Genomic DNA, 15,653 nt, shown 5'->3' on the forward strand with positions numbered 1-15,653 from the left:
AGGCTAGCGGTACCCGTTCGGCTTAACGCGTTCGGGTGGTCACATCGCGTTGTGATCAGTCAACGCTGCGTAGATGTCGCAGGTCAGGAATCGATCGTGGGACGCCGGGCGTGCAGCCCCTCCTCCAGAGCGGTGGCGACCTCGGCCAGGTCGGCGAGCAGGTCCTGCATCCGATCGGCGGAGATCCCGACGGGCGCGGCGGCCAGCACCCAGGCGTCCTCGGCCCAGAGCAGCTCGACGTCCTCGCCGACCGCGTCGCTGGCGTCGGCGACCCGCGGGGTCAGCAGCGGACGGACGGCGTCGGCGTCGCTGACGAAGGCGTAGCGCTCACCGACCGGCTCGAGCAGGTCGAGGCCTGCGTCGTCGGGCAGCGGGGCCGAGGGCAGCCGCAGCTCGACGGCGGCGGGCAGCGACTCGTGCACCTGCACGGCGCAGAGCACCGAGCTGATCCGGCCGGCCTGCTCGTGGTCGAACGCGTAGGCCTTGCGCGGGCCGTCCGGGGTGGGGACGTCGCCCGAGACCAGGTTGCGGGCCACGCCGGGGCCGCCCTGGTGGATCGTCCCGTAGCGCCAGCGGCTGGGCAGGACGGGATCGGACTCGAGGTACTCCCACTCCCGCATGGAGGCCCAGCGGCGGCGGTCCCGCGTCGCACCCCCGCGGAACCGGTCGAACAGCAGCAGACCGACGCCGAGGACGATCGCGACGAGGGCGATGACGAACCAGACCGACATGCCGGGGAGCGTAGTCCCGACCGGGCTCGTGGAGTGGTAACGCCACGACACGGACGTGCACGTTCGGCGCGGTCGGGGTCTCAGCCGGATGCCTCCTCGTCCCACTCGGCCGCCGTGGCCCGGCGCGCCGCGTCGTTCTTGCCGTACTCCAGCACCGTGTCCTGCCCGAGGGTCACGGTCTCCTCGACGGCTTTCCGCGCCGCCGGGTCCGCGATCCCGGGCAGCAGCCCGGTCCGCATCGTGTCCTCCAGCCGGCGTGCCACCGCGGCGGACTCCTCCAGCAGCCCGATGACCTCTTCGACCCGGCGGACGATCGTGCGCGCCAGGTCGACGGCGTCGAGGACGAGGACCGCGATGCCGACCGGCGCGGCGACCCCCACCGTCACCACGGCGCCCGCGGCCCACGCGAGCAGCTTCGGAATGAGCCGCACGACGAACTCGGCGATGATGTCGCGTACGACCGCGCGCTCGGTACCGACGATCGAGGCCGAGGTCAGCACGACGTCGGCCACCTCGTGGGCGGTCTCGGACAGGCGTCGCGCGGCCTCGACGCGTGTCGCGGCGGCACCGTGGAACGCGTCCCCGGCCGTGCCGGTCCAGGCGCCGGGGGCGGCGAGGACGGTCTCGATCTCCGGGACGAGGGCGGCCAGTTCGCGGGAGATCTGCTGCCAGTCCTTCGCCCGGGCCTCGATCTGCTTCGCGTCACCGCAGAGCCAGTCCAGCGGTTCGCGCAGGAAGTCGACGTGCTCGATGGCCCAGCCGACACCGGCCGCCCCGAGCTCCTTCAGCGGGTCGGCGACCACGCTCAGCGTGTCGAGCCCGGCGACGGCCGTGGCCGTGACGATGCCGCCGGTGTCCTGCTCCCCGACCGCCTTCCCGACGTCCTCGAACGAGGAGAACACCCCTGCACCCTCGAGCGGGCCGGGCCCCTCCACCTCGACCGGCGCCGTCACCGGTCCGCCCCGACCGGTGACGGGGCCGTCGGGACGTCGACGCCGAGCAGGCCGTCGACCACCCGGCTCTCCACCTCGAGATACGCGGTGACGGACTCCCGTGCCGCGGTCGCCAGCTCGTGCAGCTCCGAGGCGAGGCGGTCCACGGCCTCGACCCCGGCCCGCATGGCCGAGGTGGCCTGGGCGGAGAAGAAGTCGCCGATGACCCCGTAGGCGTCGGAGTCGAGCTCGGCGAGCGACGGGCGCATCCCGGTGACGGTGGAGCCGGCGTCGTCGAGAACCCCGGCATGGGTCGAGACCGTGTCGGTGTCGACCGAGAAGCCGGGGCCCGTCACCGCCCGCCGCCCGTCGTCAGCGGCTCCACGATGGCCGCCACCTGCGCGGCGGCGTCGGCGGCGGCCTCCCGGCTCAGCCGCAGGACCGTCTCGGCGAGCCGGGCCCGCGGCAGCTCCTCGGCCCGTACGCCGAGCTGCAGGTCGGTCAGCGTCCCGGACGCGTCGACGGTGACGACGACCGCGCCGTCGCGGGTGCGCGCGGTCGCCGTCACCGTCGCCACCCGGTCCCGGGCCTCCTCGGCCCGGAGCCGGATCGTGTCGATGCGGGTGCGGTACTCGTCCAGCCAGGTCCGCCCGGCGGAGGGCTGCTCGGCGGTGAAGGACTCCATGGGCCCCGACGATGACGTGCACCGTCGGGGCCCACGGGCGAACCGGTGGATCAGTTCGCGATCGCGACCGGCTCCAGTGCCTTGCCGACGACCAGGGCACCGGTCCCGCCGTCGGCCGAGGGGTCCAGGTCCACCCGGACCGTGTCGCCCTCGCGGACGCCGCCGGACAGCAGCTCGCGGGCGAGCTGGTCGCCGATCGCGGACTGCACCAGCCGGCGCAGCGGACGCGCGCCGTAGACCGGGTCGAACCCGTTGAGGGCGAGCCACTCGCGGGCCGCGTCGGTGACCTCCAGCGAGAGCCGCCGCTTCGCGAGCCGCCGCGCCAGCACGCCGACCTGGATGTCGACGATGTGGGTCAGCTCCTCGGTCGACAGCGCGTGGAAGACCACGACGTCGTCGAGCCGGTTGAGGAACTCCGGCTTGAAGTGCGACCGGACGACCGACATGACGGCGTCCTTGCGCCCCTTGTCGTCCAGCGAGGGGTCGGCGATGGCCTGGCTGCCCAGGTTGGACGTCAGCACCAGGATCGTGCTGCGGAAGTCCACCGTGCGGCCCTGGCCGTCGGTGAGCCGGCCGTCGTCGAGCACCTGCAGGAGCGTGTCGAAGACGTCCGGGTGGGCCTTCTCGACCTCGTCGAGCAGCACGACGCTGTAGGGACGCCGCCGCACCGCCTCGGTGAGCTGACCGCCCTGGTCGTACCCGACGTAGCCGGGAGGGGCACCGACGAGGCGGGCCACCGAGTGCTTCTCGGAGTACTCGCTCATGTCGATGCGGATCATCGCCCGCTCGTCGTCGAACAGGAACTCGGCCAGCGCCTTGGCCAGCTCGGTCTTGCCGACGCCGGTGGGCCCGAGGAACAGGAACGACCCGGTGGGCCGGTTCTCGTCCGCGACGCCGGCACGTGTCCGGCGCACCGCGTCGGACACCACGCGCACGGCCTCGGCCTGGCCGACCACGCGCCGGCCCAGCTCGTCCTCCATGCGCAGGAGCTTGGCGGTCTCGCCCTCCAGCATCCGGCCGGCGGGCACGCCGGTCCAGGAGCTGACGACGTCGGCGACGTCGTCCGGGCCGACCTCCTCCTTGAGCATCACGTCCTCGTGCTTCTCGACGACGGCGGTCTTCTCCGCGAGCTCCTTCTCCAGCGCCGGGATGCGGCCGTAGCGCAGCTCCGCGGCCCGGCCCAGGTCGCCGTCGCGCTCGGCCCGCTCGGACTCGCCGCGCAGCTGCTCCAGCTGCTCCTTGAGCTCGCGGGTCGCCTCGATGGCGCCCTTCTCGTTCTGCCAGCGCGCGGTCAGCGCGGCCAGCTCCTCGCGCTTCTCGGCCAGCTCGGCGCGCAGCGCGACGAGCCGGTCGGCCGAGGCCGCGTCGGACTCCTTCTCCAGCGCCATCTCCTCGATCTCGAGGCGACGGACGGCCCGCTCCACGGTGTCGATCTCCACCGGGCGCGAGTCGATCTCCATCCGGAGCCGGGACGCGGCCTCGTCGACCAGGTCGATGGCCTTGTCCGGCAGGAACCGGGCGGTGATGTAGCGGTCGGACAGGGTGGCGGCGGCGACGAGCGCGGCGTCGGTGATCCGGACGCCGTGGTGCACCTCGTAGCGCTCCTTGAGCCCGCGCAGGATGCCGACGGTGTCCTCGACCGACGGCTCCCCGACGAGCACCTGCTGGAAGCGGCGCTCCAGCGCCGGGTCCTTCTCGATGTGCTGGCGGTACTCGTCGAGCGTGGTCGCGCCGACCATCCGCAGCTCACCGCGGGCGAGCATCGGCTTGATCATGTTGCCGGCGTCCATCGCACCCTCACCGGACGCGCCCGCACCGACGATCGTGTGCAGCTCGTCGATGAAGGTGATGACCTCGCCCGCGGAGTCGGTGATCTCCTTAAGGACGGCCTTGAGCCGCTCCTCGAACTCGCCGCGGTACTTCGCGCCGGCCACCATCGACCCCAGGTCGAGGGCGACGACCCGCTTGCCGCGCAGCGACTCGGGCACGTCACCGGCCACGATCCGCTGGGCCAGGCCCTCGACGATCGCGGTCTTGCCGACGCCCGGCTCACCGATCAGCACCGGGTTGTTCTTGGTGCGCCGCGACAGCACCTGTACGACGCGGCGGATCTCGGTGTCCCGGCCGATGACCGGGTCGAGCTCACCCTCGCGCGCGCGGGCGGTGAGGTCCTGGCCGTACTTCTCCAGGGCCTGGTAGCTGCCCTCGGGGTCGGGGCTGGTCACCCGGGCGGAGCCGCGGACCTTGCCGAACGCCTCGCGCAGCGCGTCCGGCGTGGCGCCGTGGCGCTGCAGGAGCTGGGCGACCGGGCCGCCGGACCGCGCGAGCCCGACGAGCAGGTGCTCGGTGGAGACGTACTCGTCACCCATCTCGGTGGCGAGCTGCTGGGCCGCGGTGATGGCGGCCAGCGCGTCACGGGACAGCTGCGGCGCGCTCACCGACGAGCCCGAGGCCGACGGCAGCCGGTTGCCCAGCGCGGTCAGCTCGGATCGGACGGCGTCCGCGTCCGCCCCGACGGCAGCCAGCAGCGGCGCGGCGATGCCGTCGCCCTGGGCCAGCAGGGCACCCAGCAGGTGGGTGGGCCCGACATCGGGGTTCCCGGCCAGCGTCGCGGCCTGGGCGGCTGCGGAGATGGCCTGCTGGGTACGGGTGGTGGGGTTGAAGGAGTCCATGCTCCGCGTTCCTCCCGGTCCTTCTGTGCCGACGGTCTGTGCATGGGGAGCGGCACCCCGGGCCACTGCTCTCACAGTGTGCCGGAGGGTACGCCTCTCGACAGGTTCAACAGCAGGAAAGTTGAGTCTGTTCCACTCAGGGTGGGGGAGTTCGGAGGAACGACCGCGGCCCGCCCGGAAGGATCCGGACGGGCCGCGGGGTGGAACGGTGGCGCAGGGCGCGCTCAGCGGTGGTTGTCGCCGAGCACCGCGATCTGGGTGCCGTTCAGGTTGTCCTTGACGTCGACGACGTCGTTCAGGAAGTCGCTGCAGTTGCCGATGTTGGCAATCTGGTTGCCCGCGATCGGGGCGAGGACGTTGAGGCCGGCGAGACCACCCTCGGCACCGCCGCGGGCGGACGCGTCGCCACCCTCGAAGGCGCAGTTCTTGTCGCCGCCACCGTGGTGGTGACCCTTGTCGTTCCCGTAGTCGCCCGCGAAGGCGAACGGTGCGGCGGCGGCGAGGGCGGCGGCGGAGCCGGCCACGACCATGCCCAGCTTCTTCTTCGACAGCATTCCTGCTTCTCCTGTGTATCCGATTCAGGACGGGTGGTCGCGGCTCCCGGAGCCCGTGGGAGCCGCAACCCGTCCGATCGCCCGGATTCGACCAGATGTGCCCGGCCGGTGACGATCTGCAGCGATCAACGAGGCCGCGCCTCGGAAGTGACGGTCCGAACGTCACCTAATCGGCTCACTGTCGCGCCATCCTCGTCACCGCAGGTCAGCGACGGGTGGTACGACCGCGCAACGAACGTGATGCGCCCGACACCAGATGGGTCGTGCTCGGGAACCGCCGACGCGGCGGTCGCGGCACGCGCGGCGCCGTCCCCCGCGCACCGAAGAAGTCGCCGCCCTTGCGGGCCGGGTCGTCGGTGCCCCAGGCCCGCCGCTGCGTCACCCGCTCCATCCGCGGGATGTGCTTGCGGCAGTGGATGTAGGCCTCCTCGACGTCCACCACCACCCAGCGCTCGACGCGGCGGCCCGCGGCGTGGTCGTCACGCGCGCGCCCGGGGTGGACGGCGCGGAAGGCGTCGTCGTCCATGATCCGGGCGCGGCCGTTGACGTGCAGCCCGATCAGGGACTCGGTGAAGTCGACCATCAGCAGCCCGATGTGCGGGTTCTCCATCAGGTTGCCGAGGCTCGCGTAGACGCCGTTGCCCCGGTACTCGGGGTAGGCCAGCGTGTGCGGGTCCAGCACGTGCAGGAACCCGGGCGGGCCCGCCCGCAGCGAGCTGTCGCACTCGCCGTGCGCGTCGGACGTCGCGACGAAGGCCATCTCCATCCGTCCGACGAACTCGATCATCCGGGGCAGCAGCCGGTCGCGGAGCTGGTCGTCGTAGAACCGGTCGGCGCGGGCGGAGCTGCCCACCTCGGCCTGCACCGCGTGCTCACCCGCGGAGCCGGGCCGGTGCGGTCCGTCCGGGACCTCCCGGACATCGGAGGACGGGCCCCGCTCCGAGGGCGCGGGGACGACGACCCGCGGCACGGCCGGACGGCCCCGTCCGGGCAGGACGACGGCGGGGATTCGCAACGGCACAGGACAACCGTGCCATCCGGCACGGCCAGGACCAAACGATCACCATTCCGACCGGCCGGGCCACCGCCACGTCGGCTTTCCGCACGATGGGCGCTATCCTGAGCCCGGCGCCCCCCACGCCATGACGAGTGACCGCCGTCCCCGAACGGATGATGAGTGACGATGCGTACCCGCTCACCACACCTTGGTGAGCCGGTCGGCGTACGCCGTACCGGCGGACGGAGTCTCTCGCGTACCCTAACCGGCGGAACGCGGGCGTCGACGCCCGGTGTCACCGCGGCACGGAGCACGACCGAGGAGAGTGTCCGCCAGGCATGACTGCTGACCAGCTGATCGCCGGCGACGTCGCCCCGCCGCGACGCCCCGCCTCGGAGGCGGATCGCACCGTCGAGCTCATCCGGACCAGCTTCGCCCTCGTCGAGCCGCAGGCCGAGGAGATCGGCAAGCACTTCTACGCCACGCTGTTCAGCAAGGCACCCGAGACGCGTGACCTGTTCCCCGTGAACATGGAGGTGCAGCGCAGCCGGCTGCTGCACGCCCTCGTGCACGTGGTGCAGATGGTCGACCAGCCCGACGACCTCGTCCCGTTCCTGCAGCAGCTCGGCCGCGACCACCGCAAGTTCGGCGTGCTGTCCCAGCACTACGACGCGGTCGGCGCGGCGCTGCTGTCGGCGATCGCCACGTTCGCGGGCGAGAACTGGACCCCGGAGATCGAGAAGGCCTGGGTCGGCGCGTACGGGATCGTCGCGGACGCGATGCAGCAGGCCGCCGCGGCCGAGCGCGGGCCGGCGTCCTGGCTGGGCCGGGTCGTCGAGCACCGCCGGATCGGCTGGGACCTGGCCGTGGTCACCGTCGCGACCGACCAGCCGGTGCCGTACCAGGCCGGCCAGTACGTCTCGGTGGAGACGCCGCACCGCCCGCGGCTGTGGCGCTACCTGTCCCCCGCCAACGCGCCGCGTCGCGACGGGACCATCCAGTTCCACGTCCGCGCGGTCGAGGGCGGCTGGGTCAGCCGCGCGATCGTCGCGCACAGCCGGGTCGGCGAGACCTGGCGGATCGGCCCGCCGATGGGCCGGATGGCCGTCCCGCAGAACACCCGGCGCGAGCTGCTGATGGTGGCGGGCGGCACCGGCGTCGCGCCGATGAAGGCCCTGCTCGACGAGGTCGGCCGGCGCCCCCAGCCGCCGCGCACCCAGGTCTTCGTCGGCGGCCGGACGTGGGACGACCTGTACGACTTCACCTCGCTGCGCAAGCTGTCCTACAACTACCCGTGGCTCGATGTCATCCCGGTCGTGGAGTACGAGGACGAGCCCTCCGGCGCCGAGACCGGCACCCTGGCCGACGTCGTGACCCGGTTCGGCGCCTGGAGCGACCACGACGTCCTGGTCTGCGGGTCGCCGGCGATGATCCGGTCCACGGTGTCGCGGATGCTGGTCGCGGGCACGCCGCTCGACCGCATCACCTACGACCCGTTCACGATGGACTGAGCGATGGACTGAGCGGCTCCGTACGTCACGACGGCCGCCCTCCCGCACCGGGAGGGCGGCCGTTTGCGTCGGGGGGTGGGGCTCAGAACGCCTCGGTCGTCCGCACCGAGAGCACGTGCAGCTCCCGGGTGCCGGTGAACGCGTCCCGGCCGTGCAGGAAGCGGTAGTTGTCCAGGACCAGCAGGTCGCCGCTCTCCAGCCGGAACCGCGGCGCCGCGTCGAACGCGGTGGCGAGCACGTCGGCGTAGGACTCGATGTGCGCGAGGTGGGCGTCCCAGTACGGCTCGCGCGGCACCGGCAGCACGTAGTCGCTCGCCCGGACCGCGCGCCGACCACCCCGGGTGTGCTCGATCATCCGGCGCAGCAGCGGCGTCAGCGGGACCCCGCGCGGCGGGTTCGTGCGGCTGCCGAAGAAGTCGACGTCGCTGCCGGTCAGGAACCCGTACAGCGACGGGTGCTCCGCGGCGAGCCGGTCGGCCAGCGCGTAGCCGTCGACGAGCACCGAGTCGCCCCCGGACGGCGCCGGCGACGTGCAGTGCATGAACAGGAAGTCCTCGTCGGGGTCGCGCAGCCGCACGGTGCGGCCGTGCACGTCGGCCTCCAGGTAGGCGCCGTCGTTGTGCAGACCCAGGACCGGGGAGTCGGTACCGCCCTGAGGCCGGATGCCGAACAGCTCGCGCAGCCGTCCGCCGAGCAGGGTGGCCGCGGCGACGACCATCGCCTCCGGGTCCGGACCGGCGCCGGGGATGTGGACGACGCCCTCGCGGGCCAGCACCTCCCGGGCCTCGCCGAGCTCCGCCGCGCGGGGCACCACCCCGGTCTCGTCCACCAGGCTCTTGAGCTCCGGGCGCGCCTCACCCGTGCGCCGCCCGTCGATTCCGATCCTCGCCACGACGTACCTCCTGCCGTTCACCCGTACTCGCAGCAGTCTGGCAGGAACGAAGCGATGTCAGAACTGTCCGGTCGGACCGGTCGTCCACCGGCGTTCCAGCCCGCGGCCGAGTGCGGTGACGAGCAGCGCCGTCCCGACGACGGCCAGCGCGGGCAGCAGGACGAGCTGCGGGGCGTTGAACAGGAACTGCCGGCCGTCGGCGAGCATCGCCCCCCACTCCGGGGTGGGCGGCTGCGGCCCGAGCCCGAGGAAGGACAGCCCGGCCACGGTCAGCAGGACGTTCGCGAACCGCAGGCACAGGTGCGACAGCAGCGGCCGGGCGAGGTTCGGCAGCACGTGCCGGAACGCGATCCGCAGCGGCCCCGCGCCGACGGCGACGGCGCCCTCGACGTACTCGCGGGCGCGTTCGCGCACCACGAGCTGGTAGGTGAGCCGGGCGAACGGCGTCCACCCGGCGACGACGATCGCCACCAGCAGCGACCACACCCCCGGGGCCCCGCCGGACGCGGCGACCACCACCAGCCCGATCAGCACCGCCGGGATCGCGACGAGCACGTCGATGGTGCGCTGGAACAGCTGGCCGACCGCCCGTCCGCACCAGGCGGCGAGCACGCCCAGCACCGTCCCGATCCCCGCGCACAACGCGAGCGCGACCAGGGTGACCCCGACCGAGAGCCGAGCGCCGACGGCCAGCCGCGCCAGCACGTCCCGGCCGAGCTGGTCGGTGCCGAGCGGGTGCGCGGCCGACGGCCCGGCGAAGCGGTGGGACAGGTCGTTGGCGACCGGGTCGAGCGGCAGCAGGGCGAACAGCACCAGCACACCGAGCAGGACCAGCGCCCCGACCTGCAGGACCGCCGCGCGCCGGGTGGTGCGCGCGGCGGCGCCCGCGGGGCGGGCCAGCACCGAGGCGGTCACCGGACGGCGCTCCGGGCCACCGGGTCCAGCGCGAGCGCGAGCAGCTCGGCGAGGATCCCGGCGACGGCGGCGATCAGCACGATCGCGAGCAGCCCGGCCTGCACGACCGGCAGGTCCTGGCCGAGGACGGCGTCGTAGAGCAGGCGGCCCAGGCCGGGGATCGCGAACAGCACCTCGACCACGACCGAGCCGCCGAGCAACCCGCCGAGGAACAGCCCGGACAGCGAGGTGACCGAGGTCAGGGCCAGGCGGCCGCCGTGGCGCCACAGGACCCGCCCGTCGCTGATGCCCTTGGACCGCGCGACGGCGACGTGCGGGCGGGCCAGCGCGTCGACGGTCTCGGCGCGCACCAGCTGGGCGGCGAGCGCGGCCGGGAACGCGGCCAGGGTGACCACCGGCAGCACCGCCTGGTCCACGTCGCCCCAGCCGGTCGCGGGCAGCACCGGCACGGTGACGGCGAAGGCGAGCACCAGCGCCGTCCCGAGCACGAACTCGGGGATCGCGACGCCCAGCACCGATCCGGTGGTCAGGGCCCGGTCGAGCCGGCCACCGGGGCGACGCGCGGCGCGCACCCCGAGCGGGATCCCGACCAGGGCCGCGAGTACCAGCGCGGCGACGGTGAGGGTCAGCGACACCCCGAGCGCGGGCCAGAGCAGGCCCGAGACCGGGGTGCGGCTGGTCCAGGAGATCCCGAGGTCGCCGCGCAGCAGCGCGCCGGCCCAGCCGGTGAACTGGTCCCACCAGGTGCCGTCGAGGCCGTACTGCTCGCGCAGCGCGGCCAGGACCGACGGGTCCGGGTCGGACTCCCCGGTCCGGCTGCGCAGGATCGCGAGCGCGGTGTCCTGTCCGGAGAACCGCGGGAGCAGGAACACCAGCACCGCCGCGGCCACGGCGACCAGCGGCAGCGCCAGCAGCCTGCGTGCGACAAGTGCGGTCACTCCGTGGTCGCCAGCCCGGGGACGACGAGCGACTTGGCCAGCGGGTCGACGGTGTAGCCGGTGACCCGGTGCCCGACGCCGTTGGCGTTGGTGTGCACCAGCGGGACTCCGACGACGTCGGCGTTCAGCTTCGCCGCGGCCTCGGTGAAGACCTTCTGTCGTGCGGCCGGGTCGGTCTCGTTGGCCAGCGGGGCGAGCAGGGCGTCGAACTGGGGCGAGCAGTAGTGGTTGAGGTTGTAGGAGCCCTGGCAGGTGTAGTCGGTGGCCAGCGTGGCGCCGGCGTCCGGCACGTCGACCAGGTAGCTGCGCGAGAGCAGGTACATGTCGAAGTCACCGGCGAGCAGCTGCGGCTCGCGGGCGTCGTAGTCGCCGATGCGCACGGTGACCTCGATGCCGGCCCCGCGGAGCATCTCCTGGACGGCGGTGACCAGCGTCGGGAGCTCGGGGCGGGCGCCGTAGGACCCCAGCTCGATGCGCAGCGGGTTGCCAGGGCCGTAGCCGGCCTCGGCCAGCAGCTGCCGGGCGCGCGCGGGGTCGGCCGGCGGCGGGGCGTCCTGCGAGCCCCACGCCACGGCCGGGCCGAACAGCTCCGAGGCCGGGATCGCCGACCCGGCGAGCGCCTGCTCACCGAGCGCGGTGCGGTCCACGGCGGCCGCGACGGCCTGCCGCACCCGGATGTCGGCGAAGGGCCTGCGGGACTGGTTGAGGACCAGCGACGCGGTCCGGGGCGCGGCGACGGTCTGGTTCACGTACTCGTCGCCGGTGAACTCCAGCGCGCTGGACTCGGGGAGCTCCTGGGCGATGTCGGCGTCGCCGGCCCGCAGGGCCAGTGCGCGGGCGGCCGGGTCGGGCACGAAGTTCGCGGTGACACCGGCCAGCTGCGGGCGCTCACCCCAGTAGCGGTCGTTGCGGGCGAGGGTCACCGACTGGGTGCCGTTCGTCCGGGTGATCGTCATCGGGCCGGTGCCGGTCTGCTGGACCGACGGCGGCGTGGCCCGGTACGCCGACGGCGCCAGGATCGCTGTGTTCACGCTGGACAGCCGCAGCGGCAGGATCGGGTCGGGCTTCGCCGTCGTGACGCGCACGGCAGCCGCGCCGTCCGCGGCGGCCTGCAGGCCGATCCCGCGCACCGCGCGCGGCGGCGCGGCGACGCCGGCCACCCAGTTCAGGGCGGTCGCGGCGGCCTGCCCGGTGAGCGGCTCGCCGTTCTGGAAGGTCACGCCGGGACGCAGCTCGAACCGCCAGGTCCGCGGGTCGGACTGCTGGGCCCACGCCGTCGCCAGTGCGGGTCGGGGCTGCCCGTCCGGGCCGGACGCCACCAGGGACTCGGTCACCCCGAGCTGGGAGAGGACGAACGCGTCGTCGGTGTCCACGCCGTAACCGGCCGACGGGCCGAAGGCCATCGCGATCGTGGCCTGCCCGTCCGGCACGACCCGACCGCTCCCGCCACCGGTGCCGCCGCACGCGGTGAGGACCGCGGCGCTCACCACCAGGGCGGCGGCGACCCGCAAGCGGGAACGACGGGGTGCTACGACGGCGCGCACGGCGGCGGGCATCACGACCTGGCCTCTCCGGCGCCCTCGACCGTGTGTCACCCGGCGCCCGGGAGATCTTCGGTAAGCCTGTACATACGGTCAAGCATCTTCACGCATGCGCATATGTCGTTGTTGCCATCGAGTCGCGACTGCCGACGGCGACCTGGTACCACTTCGTGGTGCTCCGCAGCCTGCTCCGCCGACCCGCCGATCCCGAGTCGGACCCGCGTCCCCCGACGCCGCTCCGACCGGGCCGGTGGGCCCAGTTCCGCGGGCTCCCCCCGGTCATGAAGCTGCTGATCAGCACCCAGATGGCCTTCAACGTGGGCTTTTACATGGTGCTGCCCTACCTGGCGACGCACCTGGCCGAGGACCTCGGGCTCGCCGCGGCGGCCGTCGGGCTGGTGCTGGGGCTGCGGACGTTCAGCCAGCAGGGACTGTTCGTGATCGGCGGGACCCTGACCGACCGGTTCGGTGCGAAGCCGGTCGTGCTCGTCGGGTGCTCGCTGCGCGTGATCGGTTTCATCCTCCTCGGCGCGGCCGGATCGCTGCCCGCGGTCATCGGTGGGGCGCTGCTGACCGGGTTCGCGGCGGCCCTGTTCTCGCCGGCGGTCGAGTCGTCGCTGGCGCGGGAGGCCGGGGAGCGGGAGCGCGCCGGTGAGGGCCCGGCGCGGACCGAGGTGTTCTCGATGTTCGCCGTCGCCGGTCAGGTCGGGACCGTCACCGGGCCGCTGGTCGGCACCGCGCTCATGGTGGTCGACTTCCAGCTCGCCTGCCTGGTCGCCGCCGCCGGCTTCGTGCTGGTGGGTCTGGCGCACTGGCGGTGGCTGCCGTGGCGCGAGCCCGAGCAGGCCGGGCAGCCGATGCTCGCCGGCTGGGGCGAGGTGCTGGGGAACCGACGCTTCCTGCTGTTCGCGGTCGGCTACTCGGGTTGGCTGCTCTGCTACAACCAGCTCTACCTGGCCCTGCCCGACGAGCTGGAGCGCGTCGGGCGCACCGCCGCGCTCGGCTTCCTGTTCGTGATGATGTCCGTGCTGGTGATCTGTCTGCAGATGCGGGTGACGGCCTGGGGGAGCCGGATGGGGGCGGGCCGCGCGGTGGTGCTGGGGTTCTGCCTGATGGCCGCGTCGTTCACCGTCGTCGCGGTGGCGCGGCTGCTGCCGGACCTGCCGGGGTGGTGGGCGCTCACACCCGCGGTGCTGATGGTGCTGCTGCTGACCTTCGGCGAGATGTTCGCCGTGCCGGTCGCGCAGGATCTCGTCCCGCGGCTGGCCGGGGAACGCAGGCTGGGCGCCCACTTCGGGGTGCTCGCCTCGTTCGGCGGGCTGATGGTGCTCGTCGGCTCGACGGGGGTCGGGGCGCTGCTCGACCCCGCGTTCCCACCCGCCCTGCCGTTCCTGGTCCTGGCGGCGGTGCCGCTGGCCGGAGCCGTGATGCTGGGCCTGCTGGCCCGGCGCGGAGCGCTGACGGCCGCCTGACCGGCTCGTGGCCCGGGCACGACGGTCGTCGCCGCGCGAGGCCCGGTCCCGCACCCCGGTTCCGACGGAGGACGCCGGGGTGCGCGACGGAGCGGGTTCAGCCGTCGTCGGCCGGGCGCCAGCGCACGACGGCCTGACGCCGGTCCACCGGCACGAGGTCGCGCCGGTAGGAGCGGTGCACCGCCGCGGTGGCCTGCGCAGCGGCGGCGCGGACCGCGTCCAGCTCGGCGGTCACCTCCTCGAGGCGCGCCGAGAGCTGGTCGACCATCTGCTCCAGTTCGATGATCCGCTTGACGCCCGCGAGGTTCACGCCCTCCTCCTGGGAGAGCCGCTGCACCTCGCGGAGCAGGGCGATGTCGCGCTGGGAGTAGCGACGTCCGCCGCCCGCGGACCGGCCCGGGCTGACCAGGCCGATCCGGTCGTAGCTGCGCAGGGTCTGGGCGTGCAGGCCGGACAGCTGCGCGGCGACCGAGATGACGAACACCGGGCTGTCGTGTGCCACGTCGACCGTCGGCGGTTCCTCCCCGTCACGGGGGGTGCGTCGTCCGGACACCGCCATCACCTCCTGGCGCTACCGAGCAGGTCGGCCCGCGGGTCGAACGACGACGTCGCCTCGGCGTAGGCCTCCAGCGCGCTCCTCGCCGCCTCGTCCAGCTTCTGCGGCACCGCCACCTCGACGGTGACCAGCAGGTTGCCCTTCTTCCCGTTCTTGCGTTCGACCCCACGCCCCGACACCCGGAACGTGCGGCCGCTGGTGGTGCCCGGCGGGATCCGCAGCGAGACGGTGCCGTCGAGTGTGGGCACCGTCAGGGTCGCGCCCAGAGCGAGCTCGGGGAAGGTCACCGGCACGGTGAGGGTCAGGTCGTCGGGGTTCTTCGACGACCGCCCGAAGATCCGGTGCGGGGTCACGCTCACGGTCACGTAGAGATCCCCGGCGGGGGCCCCGCCGCGCCCGGGCTCGCCCTGTCCGGGGAGCCGGATCTTCTGACCGTCGTCGACGCCCGCGGGGACCCGGATGGACAGCGACCGGGTCCGGGTGGACACGCCGTCGCCGTGGCACTCGGGGCACGGGTCGTCGATGATGCGCCCGGTCCCGCGGCAGTCGCGGCACGGCTCGGAGAACGAGAACGCGCCCTGGCTGCGGTTCACCAGGCCCTGACCGGCGCAGGTGGGGCAGGTGCGAGGGGTGCTGCCGGGCCGGGACCCGGTGCCGCCGCAGCGCTCGCACCGCCCGGGCGAGGACAGCTTGATGGGCACCGTCGCGCCGCGCACCGCGTCCTCGAAGGAGATGGTCAGGCTGCTCTCGACGTCCTGGCCGCGGCGGGCACCGGCCGTGCCGTACCCGCCCGCACCGCCGGCGCTGTTGCGCGCGGCGCGGCCGAAGATGTCGCCCAGGATGTCGCTGAAGTCGCCCGCACCGGCCCCGGCACCGCCCGCGCGGCCGGCCTGGCCGAACAGGTCGTTGATGTCGAAGCCACCCTGGCCGGCGCCACCGGGTCGCGCGCCGCCGGGGAAGCCACCACCGGTGCCGAACCCACCGAAGCCGCCGCCACCGGCGAACATCGCGCGGGTCTCGTCGTACTCCTTGCGCTTGGACTCGTCGCCCAGCACGCCGTAGGCCTCGGAGACCGCCTTGAAGCGGGCCTCGGCCTTCTCGTCGCCGGGGTTCGCGTCCGGGTGCAGCTCGCGGGCGAGCTTTCGGTACGCCTTCTTGATCTCGTCCTGGGACGCCGTCGAGGAGACGCCCAGCTCGCGGTAGTAGTCCTTCTCGATCCAGTCGCGCTGGGTCACTCCGCCTCCTTTCCGTTCACGC

General features: G+C 73.6%; 15 protein-coding genes. 2 read left to right on the forward strand and 13 right to left on the reverse strand.

Annotated elements, in window-relative coordinates:
• Positions 1 to 83: 83 nt before the first annotated feature.
• The 7 genes from Ae717Ps2_RS26290 to Ae717Ps2_RS26320 all read right to left on the reverse strand — a co-directional run bounded on the left by Ae717Ps2_RS26290 (position 84) and on the right by Ae717Ps2_RS26320 (position 6,595).
• On the reverse strand, positions 84 to 731 hold the full coding sequence (locus Ae717Ps2_RS26290) for a hypothetical protein (protein WP_020627000.1): 648 nt from the start codon (positions 729 to 731) through the stop codon (positions 84 to 86).
• An 80-nt stretch (positions 732 to 811) separates the two neighbouring features.
• Positions 812 to 1,684, reverse strand: coding sequence for a hypothetical protein (locus tag Ae717Ps2_RS26295; protein ID WP_075309440.1), 873 nt, complete (start codon positions 1,682 to 1,684; stop codon positions 812 to 814).
• Positions 1,681 to 2,019 carry a type VII secretion target gene (locus Ae717Ps2_RS26300; protein ID WP_075309439.1) on the reverse strand — a complete coding sequence of 113 codons (339 nt, stop codon included), beginning with the start codon at positions 2,017 to 2,019 and terminating at the stop codon, positions 1,681 to 1,683. The genes Ae717Ps2_RS26295 and Ae717Ps2_RS26300 overlap by 4 nt, the downstream gene beginning before the upstream one ends.
• Entirely contained in the window at positions 2,016 to 2,348 is a 333-nt protein-coding gene (locus tag Ae717Ps2_RS26305; protein WP_020626998.1) for a YbaB/EbfC family nucleoid-associated protein, read from the reverse strand. Before Ae717Ps2_RS26305 ends, Ae717Ps2_RS26300 begins: the two co-directional genes overlap by 4 nt.
• Positions 2,349 to 2,398: 50 nt before the next feature.
• Positions 2,399 to 5,020: an ATP-dependent chaperone ClpB gene (gene clpB, locus Ae717Ps2_RS26310; protein WP_060714136.1), complete on the reverse strand. Its 2,622-nt coding sequence runs from the start codon at positions 5,018 to 5,020 to the stop codon at positions 2,399 to 2,401.
• 224 nt (positions 5,021 to 5,244) lie between these two features.
• Positions 5,245 to 5,574: a hypothetical protein gene (locus Ae717Ps2_RS26315; protein WP_020626996.1), complete on the reverse strand. Its 330-nt coding sequence runs from the start codon at positions 5,572 to 5,574 to the stop codon at positions 5,245 to 5,247.
• A 205-nt stretch (positions 5,575 to 5,779) separates the two neighbouring features.
• Entirely contained in the window at positions 5,780 to 6,595 is an 816-nt protein-coding gene (locus Ae717Ps2_RS26320; protein WP_083702500.1) for a pyridoxamine 5'-phosphate oxidase family protein, read from the reverse strand.
• A gap of 314 nt (positions 6,596 to 6,909) precedes the next feature.
• Between Ae717Ps2_RS26320 and Ae717Ps2_RS26325 the strand changes: the two genes are divergently transcribed.
• A complete protein-coding gene (locus tag Ae717Ps2_RS26325) occupies positions 6,910 to 8,082 on the forward strand; it encodes a globin domain-containing protein (protein ID WP_198932235.1) in 1,173 nt (390 codons plus the stop codon).
• A gap of 82 nt (positions 8,083 to 8,164) precedes the next feature.
• On the opposite strand, the gene Ae717Ps2_RS26330 is transcribed toward Ae717Ps2_RS26325, so the two are convergent.
• From Ae717Ps2_RS26330 to Ae717Ps2_RS26345, 4 genes are read right to left on the reverse strand one after another with little or no spacing between them, the layout of a single operon-like run.
• Positions 8,165 to 8,974, reverse strand: coding sequence for a TauD/TfdA family dioxygenase (locus tag Ae717Ps2_RS26330; protein ID WP_158071546.1), 810 nt, complete (start codon positions 8,972 to 8,974; stop codon positions 8,165 to 8,167).
• A gap of 57 nt (positions 8,975 to 9,031) precedes the next feature.
• Positions 9,032 to 9,889 (reverse strand): ABC transporter permease, encoded by an 858-nt coding sequence (locus tag Ae717Ps2_RS26335; RefSeq protein ID WP_075334005.1) that lies wholly within the window; start codon positions 9,887 to 9,889, stop codon positions 9,032 to 9,034.
• On the reverse strand, positions 9,886 to 10,827 hold the full coding sequence (locus Ae717Ps2_RS26340; protein WP_075309436.1) for an ABC transporter permease: 942 nt from the start codon (positions 10,825 to 10,827) through the stop codon (positions 9,886 to 9,888). The genes Ae717Ps2_RS26335 and Ae717Ps2_RS26340 overlap by 4 nt, the downstream gene beginning before the upstream one ends.
• Positions 10,824 to 12,383, reverse strand: a complete 1,560-nt coding sequence (locus tag Ae717Ps2_RS26345; RefSeq protein WP_075334006.1) for an ABC transporter substrate-binding protein — start codon at positions 12,381 to 12,383, stop codon at positions 10,824 to 10,826. Before Ae717Ps2_RS26345 ends, Ae717Ps2_RS26340 begins: the two co-directional genes overlap by 4 nt.
• Positions 12,384 to 12,541: 158 nt before the next feature.
• On the opposite strand from Ae717Ps2_RS26345, the gene Ae717Ps2_RS26350 reads away from it, so the two are divergent.
• Positions 12,542 to 13,840: an MFS transporter gene (locus tag Ae717Ps2_RS26350; protein ID WP_226361539.1), complete on the forward strand. Its 1,299-nt coding sequence runs from the start codon at positions 12,542 to 12,544 to the stop codon at positions 13,838 to 13,840.
• A 97-nt stretch (positions 13,841 to 13,937) separates the two neighbouring features.
• Here the strand turns inward: Ae717Ps2_RS26350 and Ae717Ps2_RS26355 are convergent, their stop codons facing one another.
• Together Ae717Ps2_RS26355 and dnaJ are read right to left on the reverse strand one after the other, a co-directional pair.
• Positions 13,938 to 14,393, reverse strand: a complete 456-nt coding sequence (locus Ae717Ps2_RS26355; RefSeq protein ID WP_283160292.1) for a heat shock protein transcriptional repressor HspR — start codon at positions 14,391 to 14,393, stop codon at positions 13,938 to 13,940.
• A gap of 5 nt (positions 14,394 to 14,398) precedes the next feature.
• Positions 14,399 to 15,631: a molecular chaperone DnaJ gene (gene dnaJ / locus Ae717Ps2_RS26360; protein WP_075334008.1), complete on the reverse strand. Its 1,233-nt coding sequence runs from the start codon at positions 15,629 to 15,631 to the stop codon at positions 14,399 to 14,401.
• Between the last annotated feature and the right edge of the window lie 22 nt (positions 15,632 to 15,653).

The organism is Pseudonocardia sp. Ae717_Ps2, assembly GCF_001932475.1.
In the GTDB taxonomy this organism is placed as follows: Bacteria; Actinomycetota; Actinomycetes; order Mycobacteriales; family Pseudonocardiaceae; genus Pseudonocardia.

Coding starts and splice junctions, on each gene's coding strand:
- Ae717Ps2_RS26315 (WP_020626996.1), bottom strand. CDS start 5,574: ATGCTGTCGAAGAAGAAGCTGGGCATGGTCGTGGCCGGCTCCGCCGCC.
- Ae717Ps2_RS26325 (WP_198932235.1), top strand. CDS start 6,910: ATGACTGCTGACCAGCTGATCGCCGGCGACGTCGCCCCGCCGCGACGC.
- Ae717Ps2_RS26305 (WP_020626998.1), bottom strand. CDS start 2,348: ATGGAGTCCTTCACCGCCGAGCAGCCCTCCGCCGGGCGGACCTGGCTG.
- Ae717Ps2_RS26290 (WP_020627000.1), bottom strand. CDS start 731: ATGTCGGTCTGGTTCGTCATCGCCCTCGTCGCGATCGTCCTCGGCGTC.
- clpB (WP_060714136.1), bottom strand. CDS start 5,020: ATGGACTCCTTCAACCCCACCACCCGTACCCAGCAGGCCATCTCCGCA.
- Ae717Ps2_RS26345 (WP_075334006.1), bottom strand. CDS start 12,383: ATGCCCGCCGCCGTGCGCGCCGTCGTAGCACCCCGTCGTTCCCGCTTG.